Source organism: Scytonema sp. NUACC21, assembly GCF_054684315.1.
This window is the reverse complement of sequence record NZ_BAAFZH010000081.1, coordinates 106,086-125,694: the sequence shown is the minus strand read 5'-3', so window position 1 is coordinate 125,694 and position 19,609 is coordinate 106,086. Positions and strand designations below refer to the sequence as shown.

17 protein-coding genes and 1 CRISPR repeat array are annotated in these 19,609 nt (G+C 42.3%); of the genes, 7 read left to right on the top strand and 10 right to left on the bottom strand.

Annotation, left to right across the window (positions count from 1 at the left end):
* Window positions 1-64: 64 nt before the first annotated feature.
* Both ACYRY3_RS18775 and ACYRY3_RS18770 read right to left on the bottom strand, forming a co-directional pair.
* The gene (locus ACYRY3_RS18775; RefSeq protein WP_460203126.1) at window positions 65-1,489 is read right to left on the bottom strand and encodes an HlyD family efflux transporter periplasmic adaptor subunit; all 1,425 of its coding nucleotides are present in this window, start codon (window positions 1,487-1,489) and stop codon (window positions 65-67) included.
* A 750-nt stretch (window positions 1,490-2,239) separates the two neighbouring features.
* On the bottom strand, window positions 2,240-2,977 hold the full coding sequence (locus ACYRY3_RS18770) for a phycocyanobilin:ferredoxin oxidoreductase (RefSeq protein ID WP_460203120.1): 738 nt from the start codon (window positions 2,975-2,977) through the stop codon (window positions 2,240-2,242).
* A 457-nt stretch (window positions 2,978-3,434) separates the two neighbouring features.
* On the opposite strand from ACYRY3_RS18770, the gene ACYRY3_RS18765 reads away from it, so the two are divergent.
* On the top strand, window positions 3,435-3,692 hold the full coding sequence (locus ACYRY3_RS18765) for a hypothetical protein (RefSeq protein WP_460203119.1): 258 nt from the start codon (window positions 3,435-3,437) through the stop codon (window positions 3,690-3,692).
* Window positions 3,693-3,760: 68 nt separating this feature from the next.
* On the opposite strand, the gene ACYRY3_RS18760 is transcribed toward ACYRY3_RS18765, so the two are convergent.
* Window positions 3,761-4,432 (bottom strand): ABC transporter ATP-binding protein, encoded by a 672-nt coding sequence (locus ACYRY3_RS18760; protein ID WP_460203118.1) that lies wholly within the window; start codon window positions 4,430-4,432, stop codon window positions 3,761-3,763.
* A gap of 377 nt (window positions 4,433-4,809) precedes the next feature.
* Here ACYRY3_RS18760 and ACYRY3_RS18755 point away from each other — a divergent pair, with 377 nt between their 5' ends.
* From ACYRY3_RS18755 to ACYRY3_RS18735, 5 genes are all read left to right on the top strand, one after another.
* Window positions 4,810-5,745 carry a Sll0314/Alr1548 family TPR repeat-containing protein gene (locus tag ACYRY3_RS18755; RefSeq protein ID WP_460203117.1) on the top strand — a complete coding sequence of 312 codons (936 nt, stop codon included), beginning with the start codon at window positions 4,810-4,812 and terminating at the stop codon, window positions 5,743-5,745.
* A gap of 306 nt (window positions 5,746-6,051) precedes the next feature.
* On the top strand, window positions 6,052-6,504 hold the full coding sequence (locus ACYRY3_RS18750) for a DUF3531 family protein (protein WP_460203116.1): 453 nt from the start codon (window positions 6,052-6,054) through the stop codon (window positions 6,502-6,504).
* An 8-nt stretch (window positions 6,505-6,512) separates the two neighbouring features.
* Window positions 6,513-6,941, top strand: coding sequence for an NUDIX hydrolase (locus tag ACYRY3_RS18745; protein WP_460203115.1), 429 nt, complete (start codon window positions 6,513-6,515; stop codon window positions 6,939-6,941).
* A 224-nt stretch (window positions 6,942-7,165) separates the two neighbouring features.
* Entirely contained in the window at window positions 7,166-8,629 is a 1,464-nt protein-coding gene (locus ACYRY3_RS18740; RefSeq protein ID WP_460203114.1) for a DUF3370 domain-containing protein, read from the top strand.
* Between the two features lie 143 nt (window positions 8,630-8,772).
* Window positions 8,773-9,555, top strand: coding sequence for a Uma2 family endonuclease (locus tag ACYRY3_RS18735; protein ID WP_460203113.1), 783 nt, complete (start codon window positions 8,773-8,775; stop codon window positions 9,553-9,555).
* Between the two features lie 60 nt (window positions 9,556-9,615).
* Here the strand turns inward: ACYRY3_RS18735 and selD are convergent, their stop codons facing one another.
* Window positions 9,616-11,925: a selenide, water dikinase SelD gene (gene selD, locus ACYRY3_RS18730; protein ID WP_460203112.1), complete on the bottom strand. Its 2,310-nt coding sequence runs from the start codon at window positions 11,923-11,925 to the stop codon at window positions 9,616-9,618.
* Between the two features lie 352 nt (window positions 11,926-12,277).
* Between selD and ACYRY3_RS18725 the strand changes: the two genes are divergently transcribed.
* Entirely contained in the window at window positions 12,278-12,793 is a 516-nt protein-coding gene (locus ACYRY3_RS18725) for a hypothetical protein (RefSeq protein WP_460203111.1), read from the top strand.
* Window positions 12,794-12,806: 13 nt separating this feature from the next.
* A CRISPR array of direct repeats spans window positions 12,807-13,282; the repeat unit is 39 nt; unit sequence GTTTCAGTCCCGTTTCCGGGAATCGCTACGTTTCAAGCC.
* A gap of 214 nt (window positions 13,283-13,496) precedes the next feature.
* On the opposite strand, the gene cas2 is transcribed toward ACYRY3_RS18725, so the two are convergent.
* The 6 genes from cas2 to ACYRY3_RS18695 form a co-directional block, all read right to left on the bottom strand.
* Entirely contained in the window at window positions 13,497-13,793 is a 297-nt protein-coding gene (cas2, locus tag ACYRY3_RS18720; RefSeq protein ID WP_460203110.1) for a CRISPR-associated endonuclease Cas2, read from the bottom strand.
* A gap of 284 nt (window positions 13,794-14,077) precedes the next feature.
* On the bottom strand, window positions 14,078-14,494 hold the full coding sequence (locus ACYRY3_RS18715) for a hypothetical protein (RefSeq protein ID WP_460203109.1): 417 nt from the start codon (window positions 14,492-14,494) through the stop codon (window positions 14,078-14,080).
* A gap of 79 nt (window positions 14,495-14,573) precedes the next feature.
* A complete protein-coding gene (gene cas6, locus ACYRY3_RS18710) occupies window positions 14,574-15,644 on the bottom strand; it encodes a CRISPR system precrRNA processing endoribonuclease RAMP protein Cas6 (RefSeq protein ID WP_460203108.1) in 1,071 nt (356 codons plus the stop codon).
* The gene (locus ACYRY3_RS18705; protein ID WP_460203107.1) at window positions 15,622-16,404 is read right to left on the bottom strand and encodes a hypothetical protein; all 783 of its coding nucleotides are present in this window, start codon (window positions 16,402-16,404) and stop codon (window positions 15,622-15,624) included. The genes cas6 and ACYRY3_RS18705 overlap by 23 nt, the downstream gene beginning before the upstream one ends.
* On the bottom strand, window positions 16,385-17,347 hold the full coding sequence (locus ACYRY3_RS18700) for a DevR family CRISPR-associated autoregulator (RefSeq protein ID WP_460203106.1): 963 nt from the start codon (window positions 17,345-17,347) through the stop codon (window positions 16,385-16,387). The genes ACYRY3_RS18705 and ACYRY3_RS18700 overlap by 20 nt, the downstream gene beginning before the upstream one ends.
* A 185-nt stretch (window positions 17,348-17,532) precedes the next feature.
* Window positions 17,533-19,404: a hypothetical protein gene (locus ACYRY3_RS18695; RefSeq protein ID WP_460203105.1), complete on the bottom strand. Its 1,872-nt coding sequence runs from the start codon at window positions 19,402-19,404 to the stop codon at window positions 17,533-17,535.
* Window positions 19,405-19,609 lie beyond the last annotated feature (205 nt).

Sequence of the window (19,609 nt, the reverse complement as noted above, 5' to 3'; positions counted from 1 at the left end):
GGTCATTGGTCATTGGTCATCAATCTTTTACATATGACAAAGAACAAATGACAAATAAATTTTGTTAGATATTTATTTCAACAACCACTTTGGCATTAGTGAGGTTAGCAACTCGTTTACTATCCTGTGGAGTGAGAGCAATTTTTACCTCAACAACTCTGGCGTCAACATCTGCTGCGGGATCTGTATTTAACACATCTTTTTTGCCAATCTTTCTACCAATCTCGGAAACTGTTCCTTGCAATTCCCCATCAAAAGCTCCATTATCACTAGTGACTATAGCTTGTTGACCGAGACGCACTTTACCAATACTGTCTTCTGGTACTTCAGCAACAACCACCATGCGATCGGTTTGCCCCATTTCAGCAATACCATATTGACTGATGCTCTCCCCCGTTTTGGTATGAATTTTTAAAACTTCTCCAGAAATTGGTGCTTTGACATAGCTGAGATTTAATTGTGCTTCTGCTCTCCTCAAGGATGCAAGTGCATTGCCAACTTGAGCCTGTGCTATTTGCACATCAATTGGACGACCTTCTTGCAGTCTGTTAAGTCTCGCTCTTTCCTCATCAATCTGCCTTTGCAAAGTTGCTAGAGTTTTGTCTCGCGTAACTCTCGCTTCAATCAGTTGCTGTTGTACAGTTGCTACAATTTTTAACTGGTTAGCTCTAGCTTCAGCAAGTTGCTGTCGTAAAGTTGCGATGACTTGCTTTTGGTTAGCTCTCATTTCCGCCAGCGAAGAAGTGCTAGTCTCCAAACTCAACTGTCTTCTATCGCGTTCCTGTTGAGAAATTGCACCTTCTCTATACAACATCTCGTAGCGTTGAGCATCAGCTTGAGCGTTGCGTTGTTCGGCTCGTACACGCGCAACTGATGCCATCAAGGCATCTTTTTGCCCTTCTAGTTCAGCCTTGATACGATTAATTGTCGCTTGCAAGGCAATTTTTTCTCCAGACAACTGAGCTTGCAGGCGAGCAATTGTTGCTTGTTGGGCATCTCTTTCCCCAGCCAATTGAGCCTGCAGGCGAGCAATAACTGCTTTTTGAGCTTGAAGATCTCTTGGTGAACCAGCCTTGACGTTTGCTAAATTAGCACGGGCTTCTTGCAGTTTTGCTCTAGCTTCTTCCACTCCAGCCTGGGTACTGGTAAAGTTATCCAAAATCGCAATGACTTGACCTCTTTGAACCCGTTCCCCCTCTTTTACGTAAACTTGCTCAACTCTTGACGATCCTTGTACTCCTGCTGGGGCAGACAGTTGGATCACTTCCCCTTGAGGTTCCAAGCGACCCATAGCATTAATGCTGGTGGCAATTGGCGCACTAGGTACAACTGTGTTTAGCCTTCTGATTTGTTCCATTTTGGCTATAGTCAGTAGGCCAAAAGAAACTACGACTGGCAGGGATACAGCGATTAACCACCAAACTTTTGATTTTTCATTCTCAAGAAGTAGCTGCTCCCCTAAGTTTGACTTCTCACTTAACCTTGGGATTATCTGTTGTTCGTTAGGTTGCATTTTTCTCTCTTTTAGATAAAAAGCAAGTTAGGCATAGTTAGATGAGTCAAAAAAAAGGGTTTTTTATCAGTCATCAGTACAATAGTGACCAATGACCAAAATCTGTTAACTGTTAAAGCCCTTGCAATGCGACCAACTATAGCACTCCTATGTCTCATACTCCCGGTCAGTTGAGATGATGCTGTAAAGTATATGATTTTCGGCAAGAACTTTGTCTGTGGTACTGAAATGATTACGGTTTCAAGTTGCTTTAAATATAAATGAACGCGGTGAACTGTTTACCTTTAAGTTTATTGATTAAATCTTAATTTAACCAATAAATTTAAAGGCAAGCTATTGGTGGATATAGGCGATTTCATACAGTTATAAGTTGTATGACTTTATCTTCTCTTGTTAATTGAATTCTACATTTATTAAATACTAGAAAACGTAACAGAATCTACAGAAGGGAAGATGGTTTATAATCAGGGAGTATGAGTGATTGTTAGTACTGTACGTGCGGGTTTATTTCAGTATATTTAGATTAAAATAATACTCCATTTAGCATCGCTATATACATAAAAATCTGATGAAATGTTGGGTTTCGTTCCTCAACCCAACCTACGTAATGACACAATACTGATGAAATGTTGGGTTTCGTTCCTCAACCCAACCTACGCAAGCTACGCAAGCAATGGTGTAGGGTGGGCACTGCCCACCGATTCAATGACTGCAGCATACCCTTGACTAATCAGGCATATCAAATAAAACTGTAGTCATATAACGTTCTGCCCAATCTACACCAAAGGCTTTTTCCAGTACCCGGCGAGTTTTGTCGTTTTGCTGTTGCTTAGTGCAGTAATTGCGTTGTCCAGCCAGAATTTGCATCCTATGTTCAAATGAAACTGGTTGGGAAATACGAGCTTGCGTACAATGAATGCGTAAAAATTCCTGAACCCGAGTCAAAAACATACTTTCTTCGTCAGAGGAATTAGGACGAACAAAGATACAAAATTCTGAAAATATATCGCCCCATTCTGGCAATTCACGTGGTTGGGAAAAGTTCAGGTTGGGTAGTGCCGCCAGTGCAGAATTGTACGAATGTGGTAACTTATATTCCATGTTTACTGGAGAAAGGTCTGCGATCGCCGCACTAATTTGACCTTTTCCTCCAACCAAATCGCAACCAAACATGGGTATGTCATATTCCGGGCGGGGAAACATAACACAGTGCAAAATATCCAGCATATTTCCCACCTTTGCCAGTTCTAAATGCATTTTTCGGAACTGGGGGGTTTGATAGCAGTGGTTTTCGATTGTCAGTTTTTCTCCTTCGAGCCTACCTTCCACATACCCAAACTCAGCAGGTAAATTATAAGGTGACAAGTCGAGGTATTTGTGCCAACTTTCTTCTATACAATTAGCTAGTTGGCGAATGAGGGGATGCTGTTGCTCGCGCAGTGATGGGAAAGAAGTAGTTGTCATGTTTTGTGTTATACCCATCCCTAGGAGGGATTAATCTACAACCTCTGTTGCCTCATAACGATAAGACGGCGATCTGGGCAGAGCGCGTACTCTTCTCCATGAGGCTTTTAATTTTGGCATGAGAACCCGATAGCTAGAGTTGCTCACCCATTTATCAGCCTACCGTCCATTAAGCCTTAACTGAACTCGCTCGCAACACAACTCAACACTCTTAGTAGGATGGCATAAATAAATGAAGTCAACTCATGAGGGTCGTCCCTAGTTCTTTGTCATTCCTCATTGGTAAGGATTTCGGGAGGTTTACATTTCGTAATCCTGTCCTCTTTATTTTTTGTCCACTTAGTTTCATAAACGTAAAGTTATAAAACATTCGCTTTTCAAAGGACTTATTTATTTTGTAGCCTGAGTTACAGAAATAATTTTTGATTAGCCCATCAGATAAGGCCATAGCAGAGCCATGAAACTAGATTCAGGTAGAATAGATTTTGCCACGCAAACCTTATGGCAAAACATTGATTTTGCAAGCAAGCTATATCCCCAACAGTTACCACAAGCTTTCGAGGCTAATACCTGGGTAAAACTTCTAGAACTTCCCAACCCCTACAGTTTTGACGAAGCATTGCTTTTGTGTCAGGTTTCCCAACATGAGTGGTTAGCTTGGATTCCAGATCACGGGGAAGCAACACTCAATAATCAACAATTTGTGAGGAGTTAGTGGTTAGTAGGTAGTAGTTAGTAGTTGCTTTTGCTACTAACCAATAACCACTAACCACTAACCACTATCTAACCACTAACCACCAACCTCTCCTTGGTATCCAGTGTAGTTGGGTCAACTGATTGTAGTTCACCATGCTTGAGAGTCCAGCAACGATCTGCGATCGCCAACAAATCACCAGCGTCATGTGTCACGATCAGCAGAGTCCAATCCTGTTTCAATTTTGCCAACAAACTCACCAATTGCCGACGCATTGACCAATCTAACCCAGCTGTGGGTTCATCTAGTAACAGCAAATGTGGTTGGCGAATCAATTGTACAGCCAAAGCCAAACGTCTCTGCTGACCTCCACTTAAAGCATGAGGCGCTGTACCAAGCGATAAATGCTCCAATCCCACTTCACCCAGTGCCCGCTTAACTCTTTCTATTCCCAACTCTGGATGTCCCAAGCGCAATTCCTCTAAGATAGTACCACCACAAAAATGTCGTTCGGGAAACTGAAACACCAAACCAGCCAATTGTTGCATCTGTTCTGCAATCAGTTCTTGTTCCCGCCACAAGATAGATCCTGACGTAGGTTCGGCGAGTCCAGACAAAATTTCAAGTAACGTAGTTTTGCCAGAACCGCTTGGTCCAATGATAAGACCAAGTTGTTGGGGTGCCAATTCCAGATTAATTGATTTAAGGATTGCTGTTGGGCAGGCTGTTGGATGATAAGTTATATTTCTGAGATAGAGCATTTGTTAATAGTACTAAAAAGTCAGCAACTTACTTATTAATTACACTGCAACGAAAGACAAGTTCCGAGAAAATTTATAGCGCATTATCTGCCAAACTACCTTCTATCCAGCAGCAAGACCTATCCTGCTCCTTGTTGAAGTGGCGAGTTTGGGTTCACAAGGAGTTGCGCTAACGGCGGTTTTGTCTGTTTTATCTCTCAATTTTTGCAAACTTACGTAGAAAAATAGTTACAACAATTATGGGAACTTGAAACAATTGTCAAAGTCAACCAATATAAAAAATTCTGACACAAACAGACGGGAATAAGAACAAGCCACCCTTGGTATCATAAGTAATTAATACAACATTTACAACAGTAAATTCCCTGAGGTTAACAATGACGGAGCCATTTCTAGTTCTACCAAAAATCTCATCTGCTAAATTTTTTAGCCTAGCTAAGATAGCTTTTGCAGTGACTCTCATACTAAATATTCATGTCAATCCCTCTTTAGCAGATCCGTTTCGGACTACCGAGCCCCGCAACATTGGTGACAAAACTGAAGCAGCTTTCAAAGCCATTTTCGAGCAGGGAAATTATCCAGCAGCGGAGAGTACCGTACAAGAAGCCCTCGTCGCAGAGCCCAACGAACCGTTAGCTCATGCTATGAAAGCATCTTTAGCATACACGAATAAAGATTGGGCTACATTAGAGGCGTATAGTAAGAAAACTCTAGAAAGCGCACAAAAGCTCATTCCTGAGGACCCTCTGCGGGGCAATTTGTATACGGCTGTGGGGTATTTTTTAGAGGGAGCAGTTATTCTGCAACGTGAGGGTACGTTGAGTGGTGCGCCAAAAGCCCTAAGTCGGTTAAATCAGGTTTACGATCATTTGGATAAAGCCGAAGCGGTTTCTCCAACCGATCCTGAACTGAATTTGGTCAAAGGCTACATGGATTTAATGTTAGCGGTCAACTTACCTTTTTCCAACCCAGAACAGGCTATTGAAAAATTGGCAAAAAATGCGGGTCCTCGGTATTTAGTCGATCGCGGTATTGCCCTTGCCTATCGGGATACAAAACAGTATTCCCAAGCACTAGATTATGCCAATCGCGCTTTGAAGGCAACGCCTGATAACCCTGAGTCATATTATCTTAAAGCCCAAATCCTTAGAGAACAAGCAAAGAAGGATAAAAACACGAAATTTATGCAGGAGGCGATCGATAACTTCGACAAAGCCTTAAGTAAAAAAGCTCAACTTCCAGCGAGTATCGTCAAACAAATTGAACGCGAACGGGGTAAGGCTGCGAAAGAAATAACCACTGTTAGCAAGTAAGCCATAGGGAGGACGACACTAATTTTGAATGCGGATGCATTGATATTCTCTGGTCAGATTTTATTAGTGCATCCTTGTTTACCGTTTGTGTTGTCTGCTATATAAAACCTAGACATTGCTAGACTTTATTTCCTACTTCATCGGGAGCATGGGAGCGGTTATCCCTCAGCTTTGCTTTCACGCCGAACGCCAGACGCGATAGGTTAATAGCTCTTCTCACCTCCATATCGTAAAATCCGCACCCCTTGCACCTTCTCTTCTTCTACAATTGGGTGGAAGCAAAAGTTATTGGGATATTCAACGGTAATGCAGGTACAGTTTCGCGAATTTGACCCTTTTAACGTGTGGATTTGGCTGAGATTCAGCACAATTCCATCTAGGCAAGAAAGACAGTATGTAGAAGAAGTTTTTGACTCTTGGTTTTACTTGGGCAAGTTGGGTGCATTCAATGCTGAAAATCTTCAGGTGCAAGACATGGGGATTGACCTGAGCTATATGGATTACGATTCACAAGGGTATGACAACAGTATGCTGGCGCTGATGCACAACATGGGTGAGGTGCAATATGAAGGTACATGGGCACGTTGTTGGTTTGATTTGGGAACCTCTGATGCGATCGCTCTTGATATTCTTATAAATGCCCTCAAGCAACTGAGTGCGGAACACGTCACCATTGAGCAATTGTACATTGGTGGCGAAAACGAAGACTGGCCTGTTGAAGATAGCGATAATCTGAATTCGTTTGTTTACGATAACTAGCAACGACGATGCACAAACCAGGGGAAATTCGTATCTTAGCTTTGGGATTGATTCGGGATGGCGATCGCACCTTCATTTCCCAAGGCTACGATCCAACAAATCAACAAACTTTTTACCGTGCAATGGGTGGTGGTGTTGATTTCGGCGAAACCAGTTTAGAAGCCCTGAAACGGGAATTTCAGGAAGAAATCCAAGCTGATTTAACAAATATTCAATACTTGGGCTGTTTGGAAAATCTCTTTACATTCAACGGTCAACCCGGTCACGAAATCATTCAACTTTACCAATGTGACTTTGTTGACCCGAAATTCTATCAACTTGAAAAGTTGGAATTTAATGAAGGCAAGCGGAGAAAAACCGCGCTGTGGGTAGATATCAACCGCTTTAAATCGGGAGAATTAAGATTAGTTCCAGAGCAGTTTTTGGATTATTTGTAAAGATGCAAATAGGTGGGTGCAAATTAAAGTTAACAGGTTTTAGTCGTCATTTGTCATTTGTAAGGGTTACAGCCATTTTTCCATTTCCGAACACAATTGCTTTTATTTCCTCCGAACTCTTTATATTTTGCACCTAGTGTAGGTAGTTCACAAAGACATATCAAGGAACTTGTAGTTAAAATGAATCATCTTTGACACCACAACTTCCTTGAACGTTAATTTTCATGCCAGCTTATCAACCTAAAAACAAATTACCTGCCTCTGTATTCATACTCCTATTAGGACTTGCTATTACTTCTAGCTTTGGATTCGTAACAAGTACGCTCTTCTCCTCTCACGGCAAAGGAAAAACCTTAGAAACAACCCTTGCTCAAAATCCACCCAAACCAGCACCCGAAGAAATCGTACAAGCAGGGGAAGTACGTGCTTTGCCAGGTAAGTTGGATACAGTGCCAGTTTTTAATAGCAATAGCCCTGAATGGATTAAGACAGAGGGAATTTTACTCTCCACTTTTCCTTCTAAGGGAAAAAAAGTTCCAGCAGCCCACTTAAATTTTCCTTTTCAGGGAAGATTTGATTTATTTGCCCATCATTACACCCACACTCCTAAAGATTTGCAAACGCTTTACTTGGGAGTGATGCTACACAATCCCAATAAAAAACCAGTGACGGTGGAGGTTTTACAAGCGGCTAGTTATTTGATGCAAGATGCACCCTTTGTGACTTTACCCTCTTACGTTGAGAATTCTGATGGTAAGGCTTTTGCAGGACCGGGAAATAGGGCGGTAGCTGACGTGCTTAGGGGTGTCAGGCAAAGTGAATTTTCTCCAAAGCTGGTGATTCCACCAGGACAAACCCGGATGTTACTCAACCATCCCACCCCAGTGCGGAATCTCGAAAAGCCCGTAAACGGACGCTCCAGCTTTATGAGGTTGCGTAGTAATGGCAATGTTTATGCAGCAAGTTTGGCAATGTTTGCTAAGAAAAATGCTGATAATAGCGATCGCGCACCCACTTTAGCAGAATGGCAAACTTTGCTAGACACTGGAAACTTTGCAGGACCCCGAGATAAAACTCCGACCCCTCCAAACCAAACTGGGGGACAACTCATTTACGGTCGTGTTGCTGGTGTTTCCCAAGGCTCTCAATGGCAGACAACACTAGTAGATAACCCAAAAGCAAAGAACTTGACTATTCCGCAACGCGGTAAAGCGATTTCCTACGGCATGGGAACCCTTCGAGGTGGACGCTTGGGAACCAGTCAAAACCAAACTGCAAAAATGTTAGTGCGCTATCCTGACACAGCTTACGAAGCACATGGTAACTATGGAGTGGAATATAGCCTCAACCTACCTTTAATTAACTCCAGCAACCAAAACCAAACCGTAGCCATTACATTAGAAACACCTTTAAAAGAAGACACCTTATCCAAAGGTGGTGTGCGTTTCCGCAAACCCTCTCTAGATTTCCCATTTTTCCGAGGTACAATCCAGCTGCGTTACCTTGATGACCAAGGAAAACAAACAACACGCTACGTACATTTGTGGCATAGAACGGGTCAAGTTTTAGAACCTTTGCTAAAGGTAGCCATGCAACCAAATTCTCGCCGTCAAGTACAAATTAATTTGATTTATCCACCAGACTCGACACCACCACAGGTATTAACTGTGAAAACTTTGGATGGTTAGTGGTTAGTGGTTAGTGGTTATTGGTTATTGGTTATTAGATCTGATTTGCTACTAACTACTAACTACTATCTACTAACTACTATCTACTAACCACCATCAAAAATAATTTAAAATTGCTATAGACCTTATTCGCTGGTGAAAATATGTCTTCTCTTGCATCAGCTACCCAACAAACAGAAATTTTTTACCCAAGCTCGGATGGTGAACCCTTGGCAGAAACATCAGTGCATGTTGATGCAATTATTAACGCTGTTATCGCACTACGTCAGTATCTAGAAGGTAAGGCTGCCATTGTTCTTGCAGACCAATTCCTTTACTATGCTCAAGGGTTTCCAAAATTAAGGGTGGCTCCGGATATCATGGTTATCTTTGATGTGCCACCAGGACCAAGGGATAACTACAAGACATGGGAAGAAGGTCAGGTACCCGTAGTCATTTTTGAGATCACCTCTGAAGGAACTAGGAAGCAAGATACGGAATATAAAAGAACACTATATGAGCAGCTAGATGTTCAAGAGTATTGGTTATTTGACCCCAAGGGAGAATGGATTGCCGAACAGCTTAGAGGCTATCGTTTGACCGGCACAGAGGAGTATGAGCCAATTACTAATGGTCGATGTGAGCCTTTGCAGCTTCGCTTGGAAATTGAAGGTCAGTTGATTGCCTTTTACCGAGAGGATACTGGGGAGAAGCTACTAGCTCCAGGTGAGTTGGTGCAGGCGCTACAGCAGGAAATTTTGGCACGTCAGGAAGCCGAGACGGCACGTCAGGAAGCCGAGACGGCACGTCAGGAAGCCGAGACGGCACGTCAGGAAGCCGAGACGGCACGTCAGGAGGCGGAGGAACGAGCAAAACTTGCTGAATTGCAGGTGGAACAATTGAAGGCACGGTTGAAAGCTCTTGGTCTTGACCCTGATACAATTTAACCAAGTTAATCAGAATCAGCTGTTCCACATCTAAAATTAGGTTAATTGGGCGTAAGAAGCTTACTTAGGAATGAAACTAATGGGCTTTTTACCTCCAACTACTGGCATAACGTGTCCGATCGCACAACTATGACCGTATCCCAAATTTTTGAGTGCAGCCAAACAGCGATCGGCGTGGGAATCTGGAATAGAGGCTAAAAGACCACCAGCAGTTTGTGGATCGAACAATAGGGGAAAAAGAGGGTGACTCTGAATTTGCTCTAAATTATCAATATAACGAGATCCCTGGAAATTTTCTGGATGCAGGGAGCTCAAAATTCCCAGTTCTGTTGTCTCCTTTGCACCCGCTAAAACCGGAATTGCATCCAACTTTAACTCAACTGCAACATTGGAAGCTTTCACCATTTCCATTAAGTGACCCACCAACCCAAAACCCGTGATATCAGTACAAGCAGTTGCCCCATGTTCTAAAAAACACCCAGAAGCTGCTTGATTTGACAGCAGCATTGTTTCTAAAGCATCTTCAATCCAACATCCCTTTGCTTGACGGCGCATATCAGCGGCAAATAAAGTTCCCGTCCCCAGTGGTTTTGTTAAAATTAACACTTGCCCAGGTTGCATACCGCCTTTGCGTAACAGTTTCTCTGGATAAGCTAAACCGTTGCAAGATAATCCAAATCCCAGTTCTGCCCCTTCTGTGGTATGACCGCCAACCAGAGGTACTTGTGCTTGATTTAGCACTTTGACGGCACCAGATAACAACTGATAAAGAGTTTCTTCAATCTTAGCGGGTTCACCATAGGGAATAGTAGCGATCGCCAAAGCACTTTGAGGAACAGCCCCCATTGCAAAAATATCGCTCAAGCAATGGTTAGCACTAATTTGTCCAAAAATATACGGGTCGTTAATCAAAGCACGAAAATAATCAATAGTATGTACCATCAACTGTCCTGTTGGCACTTGTACCACTGCGGCGTCGTCTGGTGCATCCAAACCAATAACAATATCTTTTGTTTCTAACCCACTTGGTTGTTCTGCCTTAATGCGGTACAAAACTTTCTCTAAAACCGTATTACCAACCTTAGAACCACATCCAGAACAGCGCATTGTTTTGTCATTGGTTAATTCTCCAGTGTCTTTTGTCTTTAATCTTGTAGCATTAACAAAGGACAAAGGACTGATGACAGATGACATATCCGGCAAATGAGTAAACCGTTCCATAAATTTGCGGTCGATGGAGTCTTTCCAGCGCCACAAGAGTTGGTGAGGTGGTAAAGTAAAAGAACCGCGTGTTGCAATTGCCCGTCCATCTCCAGTGCCAATTAAACTTAAATATTCTTTTTGCGGAGTATAAGATTTAAGAGGTTTTCCTAATAGAATTCGCTGCAAATTCTCAAATAAAGGTTTTCCTTGCCTGACAGCAAATACACCAGCCTTTGGACGGGCGTGATTTACCATTGTGGCAATATCACCAGTAGCAAATACATCAGGATGAGATAAAGATTGTAAAGTATCCTCTACCATAATAAAACCATGCTCATCAGTCGCCAATCCTGCTGTTTTTATCCAATGTGGGGCTGATGCATTTGTCACCCAAAAAATTGAATGGCACTCTACTGTTAACCCAGATTCACAAATGACTGCGTGGGGTTTGACTTCACACACAGCTTCTCCTAGGTGTAATTGAATACCTTTCTCCAACAAAGATTTTTTAACAATATGCCGTACTGACTGGTGATAATGAGGCATCAGTTCGGTATCGCGTTGGAATAAATGAATTTCTGGACTTGGGATGGGTTGTCCGGTTGCTTGCTTCAAAATCCGCTGCAAATTAGCTTTCATAGATAGTGCCAATTCCACACCGCCCGCACCACCCCCTACAATGGCAAGGCTTATTTGTTTCTGTGTGGAGACCATGCATGGCAAGTCCCTACAAAGTTGATGCCAGTGTTGTAGAAATTGAGAGACTGGCTTTGCTGGAATTGCATATTTTGCTGCACCTGGTACAAATACTGTAGCTGGCGTGCTTCCTATATCTATTGACAGCAGGTCGAAAGAGACAGGAGGGCGGTTGGCACAAATGACTTTTTTGTTTTCCAGGTCGAGATTCACGGCTCGGTCTATATACAATTGTGCCTGAGCAAAGTTTGCTAAACGTCGCAAGTCTATATGACATTCATCATAACTATAAAACCCAGCGATATGTCCTGGTAGCATCCCTGAGTATGGTGTATTATAATTTTCACTAATCAGGGTTATACGTACTCCAGGTAAGGGTTTCATGCCAAGCATTCTTAAAGCGATCGCGTGGCTGTGACCGCCGCCTACAAGTACTAAATCTTTAACAATCGGTTGTAAACTTTGTTGCATTTCTTGCTTTGAGGCAAATGCTTTGTTTTCTCTGCCAAGAGTGTTGGGTTTACTTTACAAATTTACCTTATCAATAATAATGCACGACTATCAGCAGAGTATAAGAACCACAACTTTCTATGTTAGCTTAGATTTTGCAATTTATTTATTTATTCACCAATGAGAGTTTTTATATTATTAAGTCAATAACGAAGAAGCGTAAACGTTCCTGAAGGAGGCTGCATGAAAATTTGATTGAGTATTAATATTTGCCATCTTACTATCGGCAGATATTGAAATTTTGAGACAAATGGTATACCCTTTTTCCCTATAATCTACGTATAAATTCCGTGTTGTGAGAAGTAACGCTACTATGTCTGCTACGAAAACAGACTTTGTAAAAAATTGGTTGATAGCAATAACAGCTATATTTAGCCTATCACCAATGCTTATTTGCTTGGCGTTTAATAAAATGGAGGGATTGTCAACTCAGCAAAAAATAGAAGCGAGAACGCAGGCATTATCTACAACTGCAACTTTCTTTTTAGGATTGGCAGTGATGATGAATGCCTACTTTGCAGCAAAGCGTGCCGAGGCTAGCCGTATTGGAGCGATCGCAGCAGAGAAAAGCAATGAAATTGAGACACAAAATGCTCAACTAGCTAAAGAAAAGCTGATTGCGGAAAGATTTATGACTGCAATTACCCAGCTTGGGCATGAAAGTGTTGCTACAAGAACAGGTGCGATTTATACCTTAGAAAGAGTTGCCCAGGATTGTCCCACAGAATACTGGACTCATAGAGCGGGTTTCAGCCTTCATCTTAGTAGTTCATTTGTTCGCGTTGAAAGGACTGGGTGGGCACTGCCCACCAACCCTCCGGTTGCTTAATATCTTTGAGCCAGTTTCAGCCCCGTTGCCGGGTATCGCTAGGTTTCAAGAAAAACAACAAGCAGAATTTAAAAAACGTCAACAATGTTTCAGTCCCGTTTCCGGGTATCGCTAGGTTTCAAGTCCCCACCCCAAAGCTTCAAGCACTTTATGATAGGTTTCAGTCCCGTTTCCGGGTATCGCTACGTTTCAAGTTTTTGAGCGAGCATCCAGAGCAGACTGTCAGCGATGTTTCAGTCCCGTTTCCGGGAATCGCTACGTTTCAAGCAAACAGTATTGATGTCAAACAGCAAATTGTCGCCAGTTTCAGTCCCGTTTCCGGGAATCGCTACGTTTCAAGCCTCCCAAAATCCCCAAAGATGCTCTCCCCCGCACTCGTTTCAGTCCCGTTTCCGGGAATCGCTACGTTTCAAGCCGCACTTAAATCGGAGTCAAAGCGGTCTTCGTCAAGTTTCAGTCCCGTTTCCGGGAATCGCTACGTTTCAAGCCCGCCATCTGAGACCCTTACAGAGCAAGGATTCTACAAGCAGTTTTGGCAGATCGAAAAAATGACTTCATTTCAGCCTCGCTTATTGACACAAAATATCAATAATGCTAAATATCAAAACGCTGTAACTATTAAATTGTCAAGGTTCTGGCGATTTTGGCAGAACCCCCCTGGTTTTAGCCCCCGCTTTGGTCTGCCAAACATAAAGCTACTAACCTAGTATATGATAATTGCTGCTTCTTGTCGAGGCTTTTCCGAACCATAGGTAATAGTTCGCTTCACCGCACCCGCATCAAGTACGTAAACCCGCACCGAATCTTCCTCTGGTTTGATTAACTTTTCAATCTTGATTTGCATCTGGGTAAATTTTACCGCAGTTAAAAAACATTCAAACACGCTGTATTGCGTCCAATTTCCATAACCACTTAGCATTTTATGTAAGCGATTTCGACGCTTGTTTGCTGCTTTGTTGTCGGGTAAATCGTAAATAATCAAATAAAATAGTGTTGTCATCAAGGTTTGGAATTTTAAAAATTGTGTATGATGCAGGCATCCCTTGACTTCGTTCTAGGGCAAGCTTGCTCGGGTTGGGTAGAAAAAAGAACTTTTCGGCTCCTACAGCCAAAATTGCGATCGCGAAGCATGGGCTTTGTCCAATCGTCTTAGGGACTTCCAGGTAAAAAATATCCAACTTTCTCTTGTGGTGCGGGCTTCCAGAGAGCCATTTGTACGGGAAGGGAGTCCCCGCCCGTTCCACAAGATGGATAATTTATTTCTTGAACATCCCTTAGCATCCACTACCGCAAAGCAAGTGGTTTATATGGAATCCCTTCTTGTAAATGGCGACTTAGCAACCTGGCTTGAAGCTCGATTGCTCGTCGGTAAGTGCAGCGATAATTAAAGACTGGATGGGTAAATTCATCATTCATCTTTCGCTCGAAAGCTTCTAAAAAAGTCTTTCTTCCAGCATCGGAAAGGCGGTATGCACCTAAACTTTCGGTAAAATCCTGGGGTTGAATTTCCCGTTTGCTATGGCGAATTATGGTATCCCCTTCGGTAATCATTAGTTCTTCGTTAATATTGCGGTGTAAATGACGACCTAAAATAATATGCTCGTTATCTTCCATTTCCCCCAGCACATATTCCAGGTAAAATCGGCGCGGGCAATATTCCCAAGCGTTAAGATACGCCAGGGGCAAATAATTTTCAGTCATGGGTTTCAGATTTTGAATTTATGCAAAGATACCCGTAGGGGCGTATGCTGAAAGCGTTCTCGAAGAGTACGACCCTGACTTAATTAGGGATTTCAACCTGTCCCATACCCATCGCAGTTTTTCTGCCAACTCCAGCAAATATGGCAAAGTGGGCTAAGATAGTGGCAATTCTGGCTTGTTCGCTGTCTGCAAATTTATATCGAACTAATCCCTCCGCACCGATTTCCGCCCCACCTTCCATTTTCATGGCATAGGTTTTTAGGTCGTAGGCAGAAACAATGGCATTCCATTCGATTTTAGGGAATTTCAAGGCTTCTGGTGCAAATGTATTCCAACGTCGTAATAGTCCGTTAAAAACCAAGTCGGGTAGGGGAAAAGGTTGGACGTTTTTAACTTGTTTGAAGCTAGTGGGGGTGAGAAATCGCAAATCGATTGTATTTTGGGTTGGGACTTGGGCAATTTTCTCGAAGCTAGTTGTTTGGGTAATGTCAATCCAACCTTCCATCCGACAGGGAATATCTGCTAGGGTAAATTCCTGCCCTAAGTCTGCATTCATTCCCCATAATAAAGGTGCGAGTAAATCTTTTTGCAACAAGCTGATTTTGAGGAGAACTTTTTTAGGAGAACAATATTCCCATCCTGTTGTCAGGGGTAGGGTTTCTTGTTGGTGTATGATTTGGGCTAATTCTGGGCTGGTGTTGGCAAACCAGCGAAGACACAATGCGTGGATAGCGCGTGATAGGGTGGGAGGAAAGGGTTGAACTGAATTAACAGTGATTTGAATTCTGTGAAGAGAATCGGAATTAACTTCCAGACCACTGATTTCATAGAGTTTTTGTCGCCATTCAACCAGATTACTACGGGCAATTTGCCTCCACAGCATCCCCATTAAATTGTCGTATAAATTTGCGTTTGGCAGTACGGGCATAATTTTTGTCACGCCATCGGTTTTGCGTAGGGGTATCCAGATGGGGTTAATATCATCCTGAATATCTTCCTGGTGTAGCCATTCGCTTAAATTAACCGGGGCGGCGTTTGTTTGAGTGGGGCGTAAAATGACATTTAGTCCGGCGAAGGTTGGTTCTGTTTTTGGTTGATTGACCCAGAGATTCGCAGTTTTTGAAGTATCAGTCTCTTTGGTAGAAGTCATAACGGGCACTGGTAGAGCGAAGTTTTAAGGGTAAAAATCCTGGTTTGATGATTCTATCTTTGTCGAGTTGGGCTTTGTCGTTAGAAAAGGGATTTATCCGGTTGAAGGTAGTTTTTGAACTAAAATCATCCATTGGTTGGATGGTAAAACTGTCGTTAGGGTTGGGGATAAAAGTAGGTTGGTTTGTTGTTTGGGTACGGTCAGGCAAGTATTGAAAGAAGCAACCTTTTTTACCAAAATAGTTGATTTGGGCAAAAAGTTGGGTTAATTCTTGTAACTTATTTGACTCATCTTCATGAATGCCCACACAAATTTGCAATTCTCCCTGGAAATGTATCCATTCCCGAAATACAAACCCGTCCTGCATGGGAACAGTTGTTCTACTTTTGTCGGCTTTATCTGCGGTTTGGTCGTAGTATCGGAGTTTGTAACCGTTGCGATTGACTACTAGTTGTTCCGGTGGGAGGATATATATTTGCAAATCCCGAATCCAGGTAAATTCCCTTTTTATCCAGGTATCAAAATTGTCCTGGTGTTGTTTTCCCTGGCTCTCAAGTAAGGCTTTGAGTAGTGCCATTTTAATTGCATAGGGTGTGGGAACCAGGTTAGAACGAGCTGCCATACTGGTTGCATCGGAACGTTTGAGGGTGAATAAGCTCACGGGTTGGTATGAGACTGTCAACCATACCCTCTCTAACCTCTCCCCTAACCCCTCTCCTCGTAAGGGCGGGGAATTTGCATTATTCGACTGCTTCGGCATTTTCGCTCTCCCAGGGTTGTCCTTGTTCTATAACGATTTGGATTTGTTGGGCGAATTGTGCCATTGAATCGAATTCAAAGCAGCGAATTGTTCCTTCACCGTTGAGGTTATTTAAGGTGTCTGCCAAGCTGAGAATTTGACGGTTGTAACTTTCTTCCAACGGGCTTAACATGGGTGCGGGACAGCGACGGGTACTAACGGTGATGACTCCCTCAAAATAGTCGGGGTGAGGTAAATGGGTGTTGCGTTTGGCTCCATTGGGTTGCATATAGGTGTAAAGAATACTTTTGAGGAGTGCGTCTAAGCGTTGTTTGCGTTGGGTTGCGTCGATGCTGTAGCTAAAATTGTGGGGATTGTAACCGATACGGAATGCTTCCACATTGAGGACGGTTGCATACAATCCGGAACTGACTTGGACGTTGTAAGGGGTAGGATTTTCGATACCGTATTTAGCGTGGAAATAGCTTTGGGTTTTGACGTAGGTGGGTAAACCAACAACCGCACCAAATTCAATGACTGATTCTCGTTTCAGGGTTTGTCCCTTTTTTTCTGTCACCATAAATCCTTCTAAATCGCTAATGGTGCAAAGTTGCAGAACTTTGGCGGTTTTGGCGGCTAAATCCGTATCTTTGTCAGTAAAGACAGGTAGGTTTTTCTCGATATCGTAACCAATGCGATCGGGATTAAATTGTTTTCCTCCAGCGGATAAACTTAAACCAGATTCTAAAGCGATGCGGTGTAAATGTTCGGCTTGAATATGTTTGAGCATATCGCCAGAAACACCGTTAACATATTCGGGTTCGGTTCCGCCTTTTTGGATGATATAAAAACGACGTGTTAATGATTGATTACCTTCATTACCTTCGTTATTGAGGGCGTGAATTTGCCAGGAAAGTAAACCGCTAATAGAGAGGGAATAAACTGGAAAAATTTGGTTAGACATTTTGGTTTGATTTGTGAATTATGAATCGTAACATCATGTTCGGTTAAGAGCTTATAAAATAATTTGTTCGTAGTAGCGCTATGGCTGACGCCGAGCTACGCGAACAGCGCATGCATCGTCACGACAAACCTAGTGTAAGTGTTCATCCGAACACGATCTAAGTTGTAAATTGGATAGTTCTGGTTTTATGCTGCTTCGCTTTCGCTATCAGTTTCATCTTCTATATCTTCGCTTTCTTCATAAATTTTATCGGGTTGTTTCTCGTCTCCTTGGTTATCTTTACCTTTAGCCCAACCTTTGGCATATCCGTAGGCAATTAAGAGATTGGCTACTAAACTAGAGCCATGTCTCTCTATTAAATCAATTAGCCGATCTAAATCATCTTTGGTTGTCCAAATACGACGGGGCTTATTCTGTTTTCTGAGTTCGTCGTCAATACGTAAATTCTCATTTTCATAGCTGGCTAAAAATGCGCTGATTTCAATAATAAAATCTTTTTTAGAGCCTGATTGACTGCTCAATCTTTGTGCTAATCCATAGATTCTTTCCCATCCTGTTTCCTTTGCTTTCCCTTCCTTATCGTAGATAGTTCCTGCGTAAACTGTAGCACTATTAATGGCTTTAGCGATATTTAAAAAGCCTGGGTTTGTGGTAATTTCTGTTAAATTCAAATCGCTATCATTTTGCCGTAATTTACTACTAAAACTTTTCACCATAATATCGATTCCCTGTTTTGAGAATAAACAAACTCTTGATTTTCCGTCGGCTAATTTCTTTGTGATGTAATCAGCATAGCTGACTTGGAAGCGGAAAAATTGATATAATTCATTCCCGGTAATAAAATCCCTGTATGCTGCAAGTAACTCGCTAGTTCCCTCGTCAATTGATAGAGAATACACTATTCTCAGATGCTCTTCCAAGATATTCAGATATTCATACAATTCATCTTTGCTGCGGGGATGTATCCAAGCTGGAAGTCCCAAGCTAAAAAGTTCTTTGAATGCATAAACCTGTCCTTTGGAACCGAAATTAGTTCCCGCAAAGTTGCTGGCAAATTTATTGACGGGTTTAGCCGAAATGTCAAAATCATCAAAATCATCGTCTGACTTTTCCGGTTCTTCGATTTCCTTGGGAACAAAATGGTGGTTGAGCAATTCCTGACAGAACCTCAGTACTAACTCCGCATCAAATCGAGCAATTCCATGTCCTCCTCCTGGCGGGTTGTGTACAAGTAATTTTTTAATGACACTGCAATAGTCCTGGAATTGGATATCATGGGGTTGCAGTGCTACAACTCTCCAATCAAAAACGCGATCGCTTATTTTTACCCTCTCAGCAATTCCATAATGAAATAACCCGGTAGCAATTAACCACAAACTCAACCAATCTGCTTTTTGCGAATCGAATTTATTGCTATCGGCTTTAATCCGGTTCACTCCTTGTACAGAGGTTGGTAAATAAACTCTCACCGCACTCCCCATACTTGGTAATTTACGACCCGTGTTTTTTTGGAATATCCCTGCAACCGTCTCAACTCCCCCATCTTCCTGACTAAAACCCTCAAAAAGTGCTGCGATTAAAGCACCATAGTTTTCCTGCAATTCCCAACTACCCATCCATAGGTCGTTATGATTGCGATCGCAACGCATTTGTGTGAGGAAAACACCATTTTGGGTGCGTGAATCCGGTGGTTTGGGTGCTTCTTCTGGGTTGTCAATTTTTCCTCGCTGTTGAAAGAGAAAATCTCGATAAAGCTTGCGAGTCTTGCTTTGTTCTACCGTGTCAAAAATTTCCACATCAGGGGGAATTGTACTGATATCGGTTTTTTGTCCTTTCACCACAGGAAAAGGGTCAGTATAACGGATTTTGGTAATGGGTTCGATATTGATAGGCTGTTTGAATTGGAGAATATAGGCTGTACCTCTATCTATCAATTGAATTGAACTTTTTTGTTTTGTTTTATGCAAAGCATATTCGGCAAGTCGGGCTAAACCCAACATGAGAAATGTATCAGCGTAATTACTGAATACTTTAGTAATAATTAATCGCTCTGTCATCGGGACTTGAGCCTTAGGTTGTTTGCTGAATTATTTATAGCATGGCTATGGAAAGGGGATGTTCCGGTTGCGCTTGCTTTAGCTGAATTATTTATAGCACGGCTATGGCAAGGGGGTGTTCCGGTTGCGCTTGTCTTTATTTGATTAATTGGTTTAATATTGATAAGAGTTGTTAGGGAGGTGAGATGATAGAAAAGTGAAGGCT

Bases quoted from the DNA above. Each gene is read 5' to 3' on its own strand.
- ACYRY3_RS18770 (WP_460203120.1), bottom strand. From the start codon at position 2,977: ATGACAACTACTTCTTTCCCATCACTGCGCGAGCAACAGCATCCCCTC.
- ACYRY3_RS18765 (WP_460203119.1), top strand. From the start codon at position 3,435: ATGAAACTAGATTCAGGTAGAATAGATTTTGCCACGCAAACCTTATGG.
- ACYRY3_RS18760 (WP_460203118.1), bottom strand. From the start codon at position 4,432: ATGCTCTATCTCAGAAATATAACTTATCATCCAACAGCCTGCCCAACA.
- ACYRY3_RS18755 (WP_460203117.1), top strand. From the start codon at position 4,810: ATGACGGAGCCATTTCTAGTTCTACCAAAAATCTCATCTGCTAAATTT.
- ACYRY3_RS18750 (WP_460203116.1), top strand. From the start codon at position 6,052: ATGCAGGTACAGTTTCGCGAATTTGACCCTTTTAACGTGTGGATTTGG.
- ACYRY3_RS18745 (WP_460203115.1), top strand. From the start codon at position 6,513: ATGCACAAACCAGGGGAAATTCGTATCTTAGCTTTGGGATTGATTCGG.
- ACYRY3_RS18740 (WP_460203114.1), top strand. From the start codon at position 7,166: ATGCCAGCTTATCAACCTAAAAACAAATTACCTGCCTCTGTATTCATA.
- ACYRY3_RS18735 (WP_460203113.1), top strand. From the start codon at position 8,773: ATGTCTTCTCTTGCATCAGCTACCCAACAAACAGAAATTTTTTACCCA.
- selD (WP_460203112.1), bottom strand. From the start codon at position 11,925: ATGCAACAAAGTTTACAACCGATTGTTAAAGATTTAGTACTTGTAGGC.
- ACYRY3_RS18725 (WP_460203111.1), top strand. From the start codon at position 12,278: ATGTCTGCTACGAAAACAGACTTTGTAAAAAATTGGTTGATAGCAATA.
- cas2 (WP_460203110.1), bottom strand. From the start codon at position 13,793: ATGACAACACTATTTTATTTGATTATTTACGATTTACCCGACAACAAA.
- ACYRY3_RS18715 (WP_460203109.1), bottom strand. From the start codon at position 14,494: ATGACTGAAAATTATTTGCCCCTGGCGTATCTTAACGCTTGGGAATAT.
- cas6 (WP_460203108.1), bottom strand. From the start codon at position 15,644: ATGACTTCTACCAAAGAGACTGATACTTCAAAAACTGCGAATCTCTGG.
- ACYRY3_RS18705 (WP_460203107.1), bottom strand. From the start codon at position 16,404: ATGCCGAAGCAGTCGAATAATGCAAATTCCCCGCCCTTACGAGGAGAG.
- ACYRY3_RS18700 (WP_460203106.1), bottom strand. From the start codon at position 17,347: ATGTCTAACCAAATTTTTCCAGTTTATTCCCTCTCTATTAGCGGTTTA.
- ACYRY3_RS18695 (WP_460203105.1), bottom strand. From the start codon at position 19,404: ATGACAGAGCGATTAATTATTACTAAAGTATTCAGTAATTACGCTGAT.